We start from the raw sequence: 14671 nt of genomic DNA, 5'->3' as shown, positions 1-14671 counted from the left end.
CTCGTACCCTTTTTATGTCGCCGACAACGCCGAAACCGATACGTCGGCAGGCCGTGTGTTTGTATCGGCTTTGCAGACGCATTCAACCAAACTGATCCGATTCTCTTTATGAAACGGAAAAGAGTTGCACGACCGCCACGTGGACGATCGTGATGGTGAATAGTCGACTAACCCTCTCCAAGTCCCCGATCGATCTTCAAGTGCGACCCGAAAGATCGTTCCAGAAAGCGAATACCATAAGCAGCATCACGAGCGCGAGGCCAATCCGGAAACCGAATTCCTGGACGCGCTCGCTCAGGGGTTTTCCACGCGCTGCCTCGAACGCATAAAACAGGAGATGTCCGCCATCCAGCATGGGAATCGGGAGCAGATTCAGAAGGCCGATGGAGATCGAAAGAAGGGCGGCGAGGTTCAGCAAGGGCCCGAAGCCCAGTGTCGCAACCTGGCTGGAAACCTGGGCGATCTTGATCGGTCCGCCGATCTGATCAGCTTTCTCGGCGCCACGGAAAATTCCACCAATGAACGCGACCGTCCGCTCGATCACGAACCATGTCTGTGAAACACCGTAATTGAGCGCCTCAACCGGGCTGAGGTTCTCATGGCGAAACGCCGCCTGCTCACTATTGGCAACGATCCCGATGACGGCGACTTGGTAGCTGTTGCCGAATCCATCGGTTTGGGTCTGAAGATCCGGCGTTACACTAACCGTCTTATTCTCGCCCCCTCGTTCCAGGCCAAGCTGAATGGGTTCGCCTGCCCTCGTCGAGACGTAGCGCTGAAGGTCGCTGAAGTAACGGATGCGCTCCCCGTCGGCTGATGTTACCCGATCCCCTGGCTGGATGCCCGCGACGGCCGCCGGCGAGTTCGGGCGCACTTCCGATACGATCGGATCGCCGACGACGATGCCACTTGCGTAAGCAGTGGCTGCGAAGATCACGATGGCGAGTATGAAGTTCGCGATGGGACCGGCCGCAACCGTTGCGGCGCGCTTTCCCACGCTGGCGCTCTGAAACGCGCGGGCCCGGTCTTCGGCTGACGCTTCGCGCAGGGCGGCGTCACTCGGCATACTGGCCGCGTTCTCATCTCCGAAAAACTTGACGTAACCACCGAGAGGAATGGCACAAAGCTTCCATCTCGTCCCATGGCGATCCGTCACGCCGACAAGCTCCGGACCGAACCCGATCGAGAAGGCCATAATCTTGATGCCGGACCAGCGGCCGATCAGGTAATGGCCGAGCTCGTGAAAGAAGACGATGACCGTCAGCACGAAAAGGAACGGCACGATCTTGATCAGCGCCATGTTCCAGATGGCGTCAGGCAAACTCGCGAGATCCATGTCCGTGCCCTTTGTTCGTCTCGTCAGGCGACGGACATAGCGCCCGCCGGTTAGCGATGTTCGCCCAACATTCTCATTTTTATGTCAGAAATCGAAGACCGCGCGAGCTGGATGCGCCAATCCGGAGCCCAGGATACCGACCAGAAGCAGGACGCCCGTCGAAATGATCAGGGCGTCGATCCGATCCATGAGGCCGCCATGCCCCGGGATCAAACGCCCGGAATCCTTCACGCCGAAGCGGCGTTTGATCCAGGATTCATAAAGGTCGCCCGCCTGCCCTACGATGGAAAGAACGGCGCAGAGGACAGCGACTTTCAGACTGATATCGTCGGTGAGCCAATATTCGAAGCCCAACCCGAAAACTGTTCCGGCCAACAGACCGCCCAGCGCCCCGGACATGGTCTTTTTCGGTGAAACCATGGGCATGAGTTTGGGGCCGCCGAAGGTGCGCCCTGTAAAATAGGCGAAAATATCGGTCGCCCATACGACGCAGATGACTAGCCCGAGCGCGGCCAATCCTTCCGGGCCGCTGTCTCGCAGAATGCCCGGTGCCATGCCTGCGGCTCCGCCGTAGACGAGGCCTCCCATGACCCAATTGGCCTTGCGCTCCCCTTGATCCACGATCCCGATAAACGCGGTGGACCCCAGAAGGACCGTCAATGACCAGCCATGAAGCCCGAAGAAGAAAAGCGCCAAGCTCACATACAGGGAGCGGCGGGCGAAGATATAGATATCCCCAGCCCGCTTGGCCCGCGTCATTCGCGACCACTCATCGAAGACGATGACGGAGGCTGCGCAGCAGAGGAGGCGAAACGCGACGCCTCCCATGAACGTCAGAAGCAGGACGGTGATTCCCAGCACGATCGCCGAGATCAAACGCGACCGGAGGTCCGTCCAAGATTGCGTTGCGGCGAGGCGTCCGAGACCAAGTCCCATTCGTCAGGATGCTATTTCATGCGACAAGCCGCCGAATCGGCGGTCGCGCATCGTGTAGTCGTCAAGGGCGGCTCGGAAAGCAGCTCGGTCGAAATCGGGCCAGAGGCACGGCAGGAAGGCGAATTCGGAATAGGCAGCCTGCCAGAGAAGGAAGTTGCTCAAGCGCAATTCGCCGCTCGTGCGAATGATCAGGTCTGGGTCGGGAATGCCAGCGGTGTCCAGATGCTCGTCCACGAGCGTTGGCGAAATCGCATCCAGCGACAGTTCGCCGGACTGGATTTTGGAGCCGATCCGCTTCATCGCGCGAGCCATCTCGTCTCGCGCGCCGTAGTTGAAAGCAATGATCAGTGTGTTGCGATCATTGCCGACCGTTAGACTTTCAGCTTCTTCCAGAAGTCCGCGGATATCGCGCGGCAAGCTCTGTCGCTCGCCAATAACGCGAACGCGAACGCCCTCCCGGTGCAGGTCGGCAAGATCGCGCCGGATGAACACTTTAAGGAGACGCAGAAGCTCGCCGACCTCTTCGACCGGCCGTTTCCAGTTTTCGGACGAAAAAGCGAAGAGCGTGAGATAGCGCACACCGAATTCGCGCGCCGCACGCACGGCTTCTCGCACGGCCTCGACGCCGCGTCGATGCCCAAGCGTGCGCGGCAGGCCACGCGCCTTTGCCCAGCGTCCATTGCCATCCATGATGATGGCGACGTGTTGGGGCTGCCGCACCTGTTCCACCGCGCTCTCCGCTCTGCCGTCTAGGTTATTGGGATCGACCGAAAACTAGACCTGCATGATTTCGGCTTCCTTTACGGAAAGCGCCTTATCGATCTCGGAAATGGTTTCATCCGTCATCTTCTGGATGCGGTCAGACGTGACGCGGCTATCGTCTTGGCTGACGTCGCCGTCCTTTTCCGCCTTTTTCAAGGTGTCCATTCCGTCGCGGCGAACATGGCGCGCGGCGACACGTGCGTTTTCGGCATAGGTATGGGCGACCTTTGCGAGTTCACGGCGGCGCTGTTCATTGAGTTCGGGAAGCGGAATGCGCAGGGTCGAACCGTCCGTGATCGGATTGAGGCCGAGGCTGCTTTCGCGAATAGCGCGTTCGACGGCACCCACCATGCCCTTGTCCCAGACGGACACGGCGACCATACGCGGTTCGGGAACGGTCACGTTGGCCACCTGATTGAGCGGCATAGTCGAGCCGTAGGCCGTCACGACGATCGGGTCCAGGAGGTTTGCCGAAGCGCGGCCCGTGCGAAGTCCTGCAAGATCGCCCTTGAACGAGGTGACCGCGCCATCCATGCGACGCTTCAATTCATTCAGATCCGGAGCAGCCATGGGATTTCCTCTGATTATTCGTACGCTGAACTTTAGTCGGACACGATCGTGGAGCGGCCACCGCCCGTCAGGATCCGGGTGAATTCGCCCTGTTCGTGGATCGAGAACACGACGATCGGAATATGGTTCTCACGCGCCAGCGCGACGGCCGTCACATCCATGACAGCAAGGCCGCGACTCAACACGTCATCGTGCGTCAGCTGGTCGAAGCGCGTCGCGTCCGGCACGAGCTTGGGATCGGCGGAGTAGATACCATCGACCTGCGTCCCCTTGAACAGGGCGTGCGCGCCCATCTCGGCGGCTCTGAGGGCGGCGGCGGAGTCGGTCGTGAAGAAAGGATTGCCTGTGCCGCCCGCGAAGATCACCACCCTGCCCGCTTCCGCATGAGCCAAAGCGGCGCGTTGGGAGAAGCTCTCGCAGATTTCCGGCATCGCAATGGCCGACAGAACAATCGCGTCGACGCCAATCTTGGTGAGCGAGGTGCGCAGCGCCAGTGCGTTGATGACGGTCGCCAACATGCCCATATGGTCGCCGGTGACGCGATCTCCGCCTTTGGACGCGACTGCCACGCCGCGGAAGATATTGCCGCCGCCGATCACGACCGAAATCTCGACGCCGAGTTCGCGCGCTTCGCGAATGTCACCTGCGATACGGTCGGCCACGGCAACATCGATGCCGAAACCTTGCTGGCCCATCAACGCCTCGCCCGACACTTTCAGAAGAACGCGTTTGAAACGGAGGGTCATGCAAGTGTCCTGATTGAGGTGCCGGCTTGCGATACAGGAAGGGCGCCCGCTTCTCAAGCATATGCTCGAAATCATTCCCTATTTCTAGGGCGCCTGAAACGCCGTGAATGCGGGGGTTTCGAGGCTATCTACCTAACATGGTCGAAGTGGTGGAGTGAGAACAAACGGCGACCATTGACGCTCCGTGGAGCCGGATTACCACGCATTTCCCACCGAAAAGCTTCTCTTGTTTTCGCCCCTCTCCAGCTTGGCAGGAGGGCGTAGGATGGGCGACGCCCTGATCCGCATTGTCGATAAGCACCTGCGCGGGTGCCTCCCTCAAGAAGTGCCCCCATCGTACCGCGAGATTCTCGGTGCCCATGCTGTCGGGCGCGGCAAGCCTCGGCAGATCGAAGCGCACCTCATCATGTTCGATGATTTGCCTGCCGCTGTGTTGCTGACCAAATGGAAGATGGGTTGGTCGCACCGCTGGTTTATGAGTAGCGCTGTGTACTGGGAGAATGGCCGCTGGCATCGAGAGCCATTGCCGCACCCGGATTTATTCAACTCCACCCCCTCACCCCGCCCCCAGCACGGCGGAGGCGCGGCATGATGCAAGCTTGGACAGTCATCCTCCCGCATTTCATCTTTGCATGGATCGCACGACGCCGCTGCGAAGTGATCGACCAGCGCGGTCCGGTCGGGAAGATCGTTATCCCCCGCCCGGGCATTTTGTTGCTCGCTAAGGAGCCCCGCCCATGACCTCCACCCTCCGCACTCTCCTTGATCGGGTCGAGCAGGGAGAGGGAGCATGAAGCGCCCATGGACTTGGAACGGGCATATTTTGAGCGCGGGCGACCCTCAGCCGGGCGACCAAGCTCCAGAAGGCTATATCCAGTGGCACGCTTGGGCCGAGGTGCAGCACAAAGCGGGCCTCCGGCAGAAGGAGTGCGGGAAGTGCGGCCGGTGGAAATACCCGCAGGAACTCAGCGGCGAAGAGGTATCGTGCACCGGGATCACCCCTCGCGGCAAGAAGCGGACCATTACGATGCCCGTCTGCAACGCTTGCCTTGATGACACAGAGGAGTCCGCCCTCCTCCGAGCCAAGATCGCACAGGAGGAGAGGACGTGATCCCTTTGTTTAGTTGCAGAGCATGTGGCTTCCTCTCAACGCTAGGGAGCGAGTTCACGCGCATCCAAGGCGTCACGTTCGATAAGGATTGCGCCGCAGCTTATGAGAGAGGCGAAGAGCCTCAACGGCGATGGGTCGAAGAGAAGCTCCCGGCCACAGCAGGCCGCGCCCTCCTCGCGGAGGCAAGAGATGAGCGGTGAGGAGGACTTCAAGCGTCTGTTGAGTGAGGGGCTGGATCTCTGCGTCAGAGCCCGCAAGATGGACGCAATGGATCGAAGAGCAGCGACGCTGGCCTGCTCGCGCGAGCCAGATGAGTGGGTCGCCAGCGGTCAGTTTGATCGGTATGTCGAAGAGCACAATAGCGACTGGCCGGACAAGCCAATCGCAACGCGCAGTGGAACCGTCGCGCTCTGGCTTCAGGAGCAATACGACAGCGATCTGGCGGATTGGGAGCGGAGAGCCCGGCACGCCCTCATGCAGGCTTCCGCCTGACCATCCGCCACACCCCCTCCCCGAATCGTTCGCGATGCGTTCTCATAGGGGATGGGACAACGGAGCGGCACACTCGGACAATTGATAGCGGACGGACACTCAGTCTCGGCAACTTGCAGCAAGCCGCCAGGCTGCGGTCGGGCGCTCGACATGGACGTGTACGATCTCGCGATGCAGTTCGGGCTGCGCTGGGATTTCGTCGGCCGCAAGCCAAGCATCAAATGCGGTCACTGCGGGTCCAATCTGGTCAGCTACATCGTGGCACCTGATCGCCGATCGCTCAATTCGGCAGATCTAAAGCTCATGCCGCCGGCCAACTTCCGGGCGTCTCGGCCACAGGCAGAGTGCGATGCGCTGGCGCTGCTGTTCCCGAGGCGATGGGAGTGGCCGGCGAGATAGCCATGTTACCCCGGTTTAGCGTTCGGGGCTAACTTCTCACTGGAAACGTTTCCACTTAGCGCGGGGTGGCCGCATCCGCTCGCCGCCCGGTCGAGGTCTGCAACTCAATCCGCTGCGTCAGCACCGCCACCTTCGTGTCCAGCCCGCCCAGCGCCTGATTGATCTCGGCAAGGCGCTGGCTGATGTTCGACAGGCTGACATCGACGCGTTGGTTTGTCGCCTTCAGGGCTTCTTCCTGCGCCGTGACGCGGAAGTTCAGCCGGGGCAGGTCATCCAGCTTGTCGTCCATCTTCGCAAAGTCGGCCTTCAGCGATGCGATCGTGATGGCCTGCGTTTCGATCGTGTTTTCCAGCCGACCGTAGATCACCGCCCCGCCCACTGTCATAGTGACGAGCACCAAGACATTGCCGAGAGTGAGATTGGTCGAGAACCAGCTTGGCTTCTGCATGTCTGCACCCTCGCCTGCCATGGTGAATTCCTAACGCACTGTGTTGATTATTGTTTCGGCCTCTAACGGCCTTGATCTGTGATGGCGCGGGTTGCCCCTGACAAGGCCCCGTGCCGATCCCGGCATTCGCCGAGCGCGGCCCGGTCCCTGCCCCACAGCCGCACGGTCTCGGCCGTGGTCAGATCGCGGTCGGGCAGCGCCACAGGGTCAGCGCAGGCCAGCAGGAGCGTTTGCGGCACCGTTGGAAGACGTGGCGCGACCGATACCGTCGAGCGCGTCGCGCAGCCGCTTTGGAACAGCAGGACGGCAAGCAGGAGCGCTGCCAACGACAGCAGGCGGGGATTGGACGGCATCGGCTTGCTCTTGTTCGAGGGCGGCTTCCAGAGCCGACATGCGGGCCGCACGATCGGCCTCGCGCTGGTGGTAGTCGCGCTCTATGGCGTCGATCTTCGTCTGGGCGGCTTGGCGGTCTGCCTCGGCCTTGGCTTCGGCATCGCGCTGGGCTTGCTGCCAGACGATGCGCTCGGTCTGCGCGCCCTGTTCTCGAGCGGCAGGCAGGGCGATGAGGCTGGAGGCGACCCAACCCAAGGCAGCGCCGAGGATGAGACAGACGCCGGCCTTGATGGCCTCGAGCGCGCCGATCATCACGCACCTTCCAAGCACAGACGGCGTTCATCCTGCCGGCGGTTCGTCAGCCCGGCCACCACGCGCCCACCGGCCTTGTTCCAGGCCAGCAGAGCGTCACAGGCGCCCTTGATGTCGCCCGCGTTCAGCCGGCGCGCCATGGACGAGTTGCAGAACCCGGCCGTGCCGATGTTGTAGGTGACGGACACCATGGCGGCATAGGGCTTGTCGGGAATGGCGTCGGGGTTCGTCAGGCAGGCCCGCATTCCGGCCTCGAACTGCTTCACGCCCTCGCCGAGCATCACCCGGCATTCCTCGAGCGTGTAGCGGTCGCCCATCTTCACGCCTCGCGTCTCGCCGAAGCATACGGTCGGCACGCCAACGATGTCGGGATAGGCGACGGTGCGCACGCCCTCCCATGTGCCGATCGTGCCGAGCACAAGAGCGAGGACGACACCCCCCTTCTTGAGGCGAGAGCCGCCGACGCGCGAGGTCTTCGTGGGCTGGCTCATTGCTGGCCTCCCGAAACCGCCGGCTGGACGACCAAGCGGGCCACAAATGCGGCGGCGCTGGTGACGCCAGAGATCAGCGCGAAGGTGCGCGGCGGAAGGCCGAGGCTTTCTTCGAAGGCGGGCAAGGCGAAGTCGAGCACGATCAGGGCGAAGGTCAGGGCGATGAACCTGACCGACCATGCACGCGACAAAACCCGCCGCCAGTTGGCAACGAGGGTCATGGGATCTCCGATGTGAGGGGGTGCCCGGCGCTAGGGCCGGGCTATGTGTGGTGGTTTAGAACCCGCTGGCAGCAGACGCTTTGCGCCAGTCCGCCTGTCGAACCTGCATCACAATGTCCGTCGCCACGGCCGCCTCAATCGTGAGCTTGATCGTCAGCTGACAGAATGGCGTGGTGGCCGGCCAGGAGGAGCCGATGATCTCTTCTGGCGTCCTGAAATAGAGTCCCCGGCCCTCATTGAATTGCGACCAATCCAAATCGGTCGGGAATGGATCGTTGGCGATCGCGTTGCCGGCTTGGCCATTGTAGTTAGCTGTGGGCGAGGAATGCGAGCACGCCGCCTGCACGATGAGGCCACGTAGATTCAGATAGCCGGTGGCGGCATCGCTCTTTTTGACCAGTACGAATGCCTCACCATAGTGAGTATCGCCAGGTTCGAAATTGCCTGTGCCCGATGTCCGGGTGAACTGGAAATCGCCCACCGCTGTGGCGGTGCCAGTGATCGCGACCTGTTGGACTGGAGTGCCATCCGGGTCCGTGAGCTTTGACATAGTAGCCGTCAAGCCAGCCGCAGGCCCACCAGAACCCCAGTTGGTTGCCCGGCCAGAGCCATTGTCGCCATCGAACATCCCGTTGCCGATCAGCGACCCGCGCTTGTTGAGCGTCGCGCTGTAGCCGCCTGCATTGTCGATGTTGGAGAGGTTGACCCGCTGGGGAAACAGCTTGTCCAGCACCTTGTAGATTTCGAGGGCGTATCGCGCATGGCCCTTGACGTTGGGGTGCATCAGATCGGCAGCATCAAACAGTGAGTTGTCGGCCGGGACGCCCGTTGTGCCGGTGCGCGACACGAACTTGCTGTAAACCGGGACTGCGAGAACCAACGGATTGAGGTTCGGAAGTTCAAACATTGCCCAGCGCTGGTAGCGATTGAGACCCGCGAGCTTAGCGGCATCGCGGGTATAGCTCGTCGTGCTGCCGGGACCGGCCGGGAGATCGTCTGTGATGACGAAGAGGATGCCGGCGTCTGTGATGGCCTTGCTGATCTTGGTGATGTTGGCGATCAGTCGATCGGTATCTGCCAAGGTCGAGATGCTGTCGTTGACGACGCCGAAGAACAGCACCGTGTTGATCTTGTTGGCCTTGCACTCTGCCACGAACGGCAGGAGCTGCGCGTCGTCTGCCATGAAGGTCGTGGACTTGCCGCCGTGCTTGCCTGTGGTCATACGAGGCGCAATGAAGCGCGGCCCCATCATAGCCTGGAGCCAGAAGTGAGATCCGCGCGGTTCGGCGATGTTCACGAAACCTGCGCCAGATGCGATGCGGTTTTGCCCGAACGCCTCGAAAGAGTGCGAATAGGTCGCAAAGCGACACTGGCGCACGTTGGCACGCGCAACTTTCAGAGGCAAATCCGCGCCAAGACTGCGCGCATTCAGAAGGTCGTCCAGATCAAGATTAGCCATCAAGCGGCCCTCGCGATAACCCGATCACCACCGGACGTGACGAAATCGGCGTTGGAATTGGTGGTGACGAAAGAGAAGCCAGCGGGCGGCACAGGCTCGCTAAGCTGAAGGATGCCGGCACCGATGGCGCACGCGAGAGATCGCCTGCTCGCGGCAAGGCGGGCGGAAGAGACCATGTGAGGCTCCTGAGAAGTGAGTGCTTAAACGAACATCGGCTTGGCGGCGTCGACCACGACTGCACCCGCAACGGCGCTTTGCCGCGAATTATGCGTACCGTCCGAGGTGTATGTGCCGTCCACGGCGGCGCTAGCCGAGTGCGCCTTCGTGAATGTGCCCTTCCGCCCGACTGTGTAAGGCGCGGCCGACCCTGAGACTGTCGTCACGATGAACGTCTCGACACTGGCCGAGATGCCGGTGTCAATCACGAGGGTGTCGCCCTCGGACGGCTTGAAACCGAGCGTCATCGAGCTTGCGCCGACAGCCACGTCAGCGGACAGCGCGCCGGAATTGTTTGCGGGCTTGCCCCATTTGCGCGATCCGGGCGAGCTTTCGAACGCGGGGCGCACGTCGATCACGCCGTCCACGTTGGCCGGCTTAGCCATGATCCAGTCGTCATAGGCAGCGTGTGAGCCGTCCGAGGCGCGCGTCTGATTGGCCTCGTTCGCGCTCGCCCAATAGGTATCCCCCACCTGCACAGTCTGAGGCGTGAGCGTGGTGGCGATGGTCTTTCGCCCGTTGCCGCCCAGCGTCGCGACAAAAGCGAATGCCTCTGCCGCCTTGGCGAGCGTGGTTGCGGCCACGTCACTCGCAACCGTGTTGATGCCCATCTCCACGAGGCGCGTCGAGAACGGATACCCCGCCGCCTCCAGAAGCGCCTTGCGCATCGCAAAGCCCGCCGTGCCCGCCTCGCCGCCGCCGCCGTTGAGCGTGAGGTCGCGGAAGCGCGCGCCCGGAACGCAGAGATTGGTGAAGGGAATGCGGCCATTCGTTGGGCGGGACAGGCCGCGATTGACGTAGCCTAGCGTCGCGAAGTCGGCGCTCGTGATGCCAAACCCCGCCTGAAAATCGTTCTGGCCCCAACCGATGCTGTTGCCCAAGACAAGGGCCGACTTGGCAGCCTTTTCCGCTATCGGTCCGTCAGGCAGACACGAAAAAGCGACGGGCGCTCCTACGATAGTCGAGTCGCGCGTTGTCTGATTGCCCGCCGTGTTCGACTGAAGGAATGCCTTGCGCGATGTCGACGCCCCCGACGCAGCGTCGCCCCTTCCCGAGGCCGTTGCGAACACTGATGCCGGCACGCGAATACCGGATGTCGAGGGGTAAGAGCCGCCCGACGCGACGTTGAGCGCCCAGCCCACTCGCACGATGGAGTTGGCCGGGATCTTGATTTCGTTAACGTCTGTGCCCTTGAACCCGCCATTCGGCACGACGAAGGCTTCGGAGCCGCCAGCCGTGAGCGTGTACTTCACGTCGTTGATCTCGATGATGGCGAGTTCATAGTTCACATCGTTGCCGACCGCAGCTTCGCCGACCCCGGTTTTCCCGTAGAAGCCGCCGAACCAGAAGCGCGGGCATTTGATGTCCCACGGAGGCGACATCATCACGACGAGATCGGCGCTGTTTTCCAGCGCGGGCACGGTGGCCTGGATCACTCCGTTGTTGAACGAGAGCCGGCTGTTGAAGCTATGCACGGCTGAGATGATTTTCTGCCCACCCGGCACCAAGATCCCCGCCCCGATCGCAGCGGCCAGCGAACGACGATTGGCGCCAAGGCGCGCAGAAGAAAGGGCCATGGCTGGCCTCCTGTGAATGGACATGAAAAAGGCGCCTCAAGGGCGCCGGTGGATGTCAGGTTGTGCGGGCCGGTCAGATGACCGCAGCCTCGCGGAAGAGATCATCGATCGCTTCGGCCGAGAGCCCGAGGTCCTGCCCCAAGGCGGCGATCAACGGATTGTCGCGTCGAAAATAGCCGGCGTCGGCCCAATCGATACGGGCATCATCGCCAGCCTTGCCGGGGATCGCCGCGATGGCCGCATTGGCCGCTGCGAGATGGCCCGCATCGGACAGCGCGCGCTTTGCCTGCCGCCGCGACACCTCTTCGGGAACGGGCGGGGGCGGAAGCGCAGTAACCGCCCATGTCTGCCGCCAGCCATCACCAGCGCGCACCGGGTCGCCTTCGGTCAGCATGTGCGTGGTCGGATCGTAGGCGGGCGGCTCCACGGCTTCGACGGGATCGAGGCCGAGTTCTTCCAGCAGTTCGACGGGCGGCTCGTCGCCAAAGAGCGCGCCGGCAGACTGCCGCACCTCCTCCAGCGCGATGGGATAGCGGCCGGACGCGCGGTCGCGGTAGGCGGCAACGGTCATGTGGGAACCCTTATCGCGAGATAGATGTAGGTGACGCCGGATTGGTTGACCTGAGGGTCGTCCGTGGTCGGCCTGAAGCCGGTGGCAGTTCGGGCCAAAGACTGTCCTGATGTTTCATTCAGGGCTTGGTTTGCCCGGAGATAACGATCAGGGCTATCAGCGAACGTGGCGCGCTTGTCGTCATACATATTCCAGCCGCCGGTCGAGCTTGCAGCCTTGATCACGAGAAACTGCGACTTCCATCCAGAGCCGCATGTGACGGATGGGCCGGCTGAGGCATTGCCGTTCCCGATGTAGTTGCCGCAGTCGATCAGGTCGGGGTTCTGAGCGAAGAGATAGGCAACATACTGGTCACCTGCGCGGTTTACGCCTGGGTTGCTGCTGACCCCGAAGGATGATGCATCAATCGCGCCTTTGAAGTTGCCATTTACCCCAGCCGCTGCGGTCTGGTTCAGGAAAAGCTCATTGCCGATCGCTAAGGATCGATGTTGTACCGCCCAGTTGAACGTAGCTGTTCTGGATTTGATAATGATGAGGCCCGGTTCGGTTCCAAGACTATGCGAGATACGCCTACCGTCTACGTCGTTGCCCGTGTAGGTGACTACATCGAAGAACTTCTTTGCTCGGAGGAAGGACCAAGAGACAAACGTGTCACCGGAGCTATTCCAGGCAAGATCGGAACCGGATATGGTGTAGCCGGAGGAGTTGAAACTCGCAAATGCCGGGGAGACAGTTTCCTCTACAGCTGACAAGCTTGTTTTGAGGCGGCGAGACCCACCTCGGATGGTGTCGAACAAGTTGTGATCGTAGTTGGCATTCCGACGTTTTCCCCAGACCAGACCGCCCTTCCCGGCCAAATCCAGCCCATTCGTGATCGCCTGCGTTCCGCCATTGCCGGTATAGAGCGCGGTGGCGAATACATCCTGAGGGCGCAGCTTTCGCGCGCCCTGCATCAGCAGCTTCTTCGCGCTCGGCAGGCTCATTGGAAGACGCCCGTGCGAACGCCTGCCACCATCTCGAACACGACGCGATAGGCTGCGTTCGCCGTCAGGGCGACGCCGATGTCGGAGAAGTTCGATGACTTCGCGCCGCCGCCCAACTCCCATTGCGTCGTGCCTGACACCGCGATCGAGCCGGACTGGTACAGAATATTGATCTGCATCACGTCGCCCTCCGACATGCCGGTCGGGTTGATAACGTGCGCGCCGTTCACCGTGACCTTGTGCGTGTTGGCGTCGGCGTATTTGTATTCCTCGGTGACGGCCCCGAGAGTTCCGTGATCCTTGACGGCTGACGAGAGATAGCCCGTCATTCGGCCGCCGGATTTGGCGAGGTAGTCGGCCGCGTTCGGCACCCAATATTGCCAAGCCGTACCGCTCCACACCTTCATCAGGTTGTCGGTCGTGTTGAAATAGACGGCCCCGACGATCAGCGTGTTGCCGTCATTGTCCTTCGCCGGGTCGGACGCTTTTGCACCGAGAAAGCGATCGTCAAAATCGTCATAGGTCGCAGCCGCCGCTGTGGCGCTGCCCGCAGCTGCCGTGGCGCTTCCGGCGGCGTTGGTGGCGCTGCCTGCTGCATTCGTCGCGCTCTGCTGAGAAGCGGTCGCGGCGGCTTCAGCGTCAGCCGCCTCCTGCCCAGCGCCCTGCACGGACTCGGCGATCGCTTTGCCATATGCCGAGAAGTCGCGGACCAGCTTGATGAAGTTGCCGATCGGGTTCTGATTGCCGCCGCGCGCGAGACCCCCGGCATTGGTCTGCGCGTTGTAAGGGTCGCCGTTGTAGGTCTGGAGGCGATCGTAAAGGGCCTGGATAGGCGCGGGCAATGCCATCAGCGCAGTTCCTTCAGTTCAAAGGCGATGTTGGCGCGCTCGTAGACGACCTGCTCCCACGCGGAGAGCTGTCGAAGACGGGCGAGGAATGAGGTTTGGACGAGGGTCCGTTCGTTGTCGGGGTCCGCGATCCAGAAGATTTCGCCGTCCGTCCCGGCGCGGCGGCACAGGTCGAGGCCCTTCAGGAGCGCTTCGTCCTGCGGCAGGTATTCGAAGGCGATGCGCGCCACGCGATAGGGTTCGCGCCGATCAAAGGACTCAGCCCCGCCGATCGCGCGCTCGATCTGCGTGTCCGTCTCATAGGCGTGCGCGCCGCCATAGGCGTAGTTGTGCGATGGCTGCCAACCGTCCGCGATGAAGAGGCGTTGGATTTGGACGTAGCCGGCGGCGTTGTTCGGGTCGAAAATCTCCACCCGAATGTTCGGCGCCTGCGACACCAGCGGCAGGATGATGATGACGTTCTGGGTGAACCCAGCGATGTCCTCGGTCAGAGGCTTGCCGTCCCACCAGTTCTCCGCTTCCCACGGCAGGTCTTCGGTGAAGGCGACCGAGGGGTAGGCGTCCTTCAGGATCGTGAAGTCGGGGCTGCTGTAGCTCTGATCGTCGTACCAGCCTGTCACCTTCAGCGAGGATGTGACGGAGAACTGATGCCCGTTCAGAACGATGACGCGATACGGCATGAAGCCGTTGATCCGTACCGTGAACTGCGTATTGGCAGCCTGGGTATCAACCGACCGGGCGACGAGATAGGACTCGCGCCGCTGCATGTTCTCAAGAGGCAGAGCCCATGCCGGCCCGGTGATGCTGGCCCCCGGCATCGCGCCGCGCGGCTTGTCGGCCCGGTTCGGGAACAGCAACAT

At 61.8% G+C, this 14671-nt stretch carries 20 protein-coding genes; 3 read left to right on the top strand and 17 right to left on the bottom strand.

The window, feature by feature from the left end; all coding sequences use genetic code 11:
* Positions 1 to 196 precede the first annotated feature (196 nt).
* From rseP to pyrH, 5 genes are all read right to left on the bottom strand, one after another.
* Positions 197 to 1336: an RIP metalloprotease RseP gene (gene rseP, locus AUL28_RS12965; protein WP_062233273.1), complete on the bottom strand. Its 1140-nt coding sequence runs from the start codon at positions 1334 to 1336 to the stop codon at positions 197 to 199.
* An 84-nt stretch (positions 1337 to 1420) separates the two neighbouring features.
* Positions 1421 to 2272 (bottom strand): phosphatidate cytidylyltransferase, encoded by an 852-nt coding sequence (locus AUL28_RS12960; protein WP_062233270.1) that lies wholly within the window; start codon positions 2270 to 2272, stop codon positions 1421 to 1423.
* Positions 2273 to 2275: 3 nt separating this feature from the next.
* Positions 2276 to 2962 (bottom strand): isoprenyl transferase, encoded by a 687-nt coding sequence (locus AUL28_RS12955; RefSeq protein ID WP_058598464.1) that lies wholly within the window; start codon positions 2960 to 2962, stop codon positions 2276 to 2278.
* 84 nt (positions 2963 to 3046) lie between these two features.
* The gene (gene frr / locus AUL28_RS12950) at positions 3047 to 3604 is read right to left on the bottom strand and encodes a ribosome recycling factor (RefSeq protein ID WP_058598380.1); all 558 of its coding nucleotides are present in this window, start codon (positions 3602 to 3604) and stop codon (positions 3047 to 3049) included.
* A gap of 32 nt (positions 3605 to 3636) precedes the next feature.
* The gene (pyrH, locus tag AUL28_RS12945) at positions 3637 to 4350 is read right to left on the bottom strand and encodes a UMP kinase (protein ID WP_058635303.1); all 714 of its coding nucleotides are present in this window, start codon (positions 4348 to 4350) and stop codon (positions 3637 to 3639) included.
* 265 nt (positions 4351 to 4615) lie between these two features.
* On the opposite strand from pyrH, the gene AUL28_RS12940 reads away from it, so the two are divergent.
* The 3 genes from AUL28_RS12940 to AUL28_RS22690 all read left to right on the top strand — a co-directional run bounded on the left by AUL28_RS12940 (position 4616) and on the right by AUL28_RS22690 (position 6352).
* On the top strand, positions 4616 to 4942 hold the full coding sequence (locus tag AUL28_RS12940) for a hypothetical protein (protein ID WP_062233267.1): 327 nt from the start codon (positions 4616 to 4618) through the stop codon (positions 4940 to 4942).
* Between the two features lie 708 nt (positions 4943 to 5650).
* Positions 5651 to 5953, top strand: coding sequence for a hypothetical protein (locus AUL28_RS12930; RefSeq protein WP_156419997.1), 303 nt, complete (start codon positions 5651 to 5653; stop codon positions 5951 to 5953).
* 150 nt (positions 5954 to 6103) lie between these two features.
* Positions 6104 to 6352, top strand: a complete 249-nt coding sequence (locus AUL28_RS22690; RefSeq protein WP_156419996.1) for a hypothetical protein — start codon at positions 6104 to 6106, stop codon at positions 6350 to 6352.
* A 55-nt stretch (positions 6353 to 6407) separates the two neighbouring features.
* On the opposite strand, the gene AUL28_RS12925 is transcribed toward AUL28_RS22690, so the two are convergent.
* The 12 genes from AUL28_RS12925 to AUL28_RS12880 all read right to left on the bottom strand — a co-directional run bounded on the left by AUL28_RS12925 (position 6408) and on the right by AUL28_RS12880 (position 14671).
* Positions 6408 to 6821, bottom strand: a complete 414-nt coding sequence (locus AUL28_RS12925) for a hypothetical protein (protein ID WP_156419995.1) — start codon at positions 6819 to 6821, stop codon at positions 6408 to 6410.
* 41 nt (positions 6822 to 6862) lie between these two features.
* Positions 6863 to 7039: a hypothetical protein gene (locus AUL28_RS23770; protein WP_441294089.1), complete on the bottom strand. Its 177-nt coding sequence runs from the start codon at positions 7037 to 7039 to the stop codon at positions 6863 to 6865.
* Positions 7008 to 7445 carry a hypothetical protein gene (locus AUL28_RS12920; protein WP_062233256.1) on the bottom strand — a complete coding sequence of 146 codons (438 nt, stop codon included), beginning with the start codon at positions 7443 to 7445 and terminating at the stop codon, positions 7008 to 7010. The genes AUL28_RS23770 and AUL28_RS12920 overlap by 32 nt, the downstream gene beginning before the upstream one ends.
* Positions 7445 to 7936: a lysozyme gene (locus AUL28_RS12915; RefSeq protein ID WP_082640445.1), complete on the bottom strand. Its 492-nt coding sequence runs from the start codon at positions 7934 to 7936 to the stop codon at positions 7445 to 7447. The genes AUL28_RS12920 and AUL28_RS12915 overlap by 1 nt, the downstream gene beginning before the upstream one ends.
* Positions 7933 to 8157: a hypothetical protein gene (locus AUL28_RS12910; protein WP_062233253.1), complete on the bottom strand. Its 225-nt coding sequence runs from the start codon at positions 8155 to 8157 to the stop codon at positions 7933 to 7935. Before AUL28_RS12910 ends, AUL28_RS12915 begins: the two co-directional genes overlap by 4 nt.
* Positions 8158 to 8212: 55 nt before the next feature.
* Positions 8213 to 9616, bottom strand: coding sequence for an SGNH/GDSL hydrolase family protein (locus AUL28_RS12905; protein WP_062233249.1), 1404 nt, complete (start codon positions 9614 to 9616; stop codon positions 8213 to 8215).
* Positions 9616 to 9792, bottom strand: a complete 177-nt coding sequence (locus AUL28_RS22685) for a hypothetical protein (RefSeq protein ID WP_156419994.1) — start codon at positions 9790 to 9792, stop codon at positions 9616 to 9618. The genes AUL28_RS12905 and AUL28_RS22685 overlap by 1 nt, the downstream gene beginning before the upstream one ends.
* 24 nt (positions 9793 to 9816) lie before the next feature.
* On the bottom strand, positions 9817 to 11409 hold the full coding sequence (locus tag AUL28_RS12900) for a hypothetical protein (RefSeq protein WP_062233248.1): 1593 nt from the start codon (positions 11407 to 11409) through the stop codon (positions 9817 to 9819).
* A gap of 73 nt (positions 11410 to 11482) precedes the next feature.
* Positions 11483 to 11980, bottom strand: coding sequence for a hypothetical protein (locus AUL28_RS12895; protein ID WP_062233247.1), 498 nt, complete (start codon positions 11978 to 11980; stop codon positions 11483 to 11485).
* A complete protein-coding gene (locus AUL28_RS12890; RefSeq protein WP_062233244.1) occupies positions 11977 to 12963 on the bottom strand; it encodes a DUF7483 domain-containing protein in 987 nt (328 codons plus the stop codon). Before AUL28_RS12890 ends, AUL28_RS12895 begins: the two co-directional genes overlap by 4 nt.
* Positions 12960 to 13811: a hypothetical protein gene (locus AUL28_RS12885; protein WP_062233241.1), complete on the bottom strand. Its 852-nt coding sequence runs from the start codon at positions 13809 to 13811 to the stop codon at positions 12960 to 12962. The genes AUL28_RS12890 and AUL28_RS12885 overlap by 4 nt, the downstream gene beginning before the upstream one ends.
* The gene (locus AUL28_RS12880) at positions 13811 to 14671 is read right to left on the bottom strand and encodes a hypothetical protein (protein ID WP_062233238.1); all 861 of its coding nucleotides are present in this window, start codon (positions 14669 to 14671) and stop codon (positions 13811 to 13813) included. The genes AUL28_RS12885 and AUL28_RS12880 overlap by 1 nt, the downstream gene beginning before the upstream one ends.

Source organism: Aureimonas sp. N4, from assembly GCF_001463925.1.
Taxonomy (GTDB): Bacteria; Pseudomonadota; Alphaproteobacteria; order Rhizobiales; family Rhizobiaceae; genus Aureimonas; species Aureimonas ureilytica_A.
Note: the sequence above shows the minus strand (reverse complement) of the source record. Positions and strands in the feature narration are given on the sequence as shown.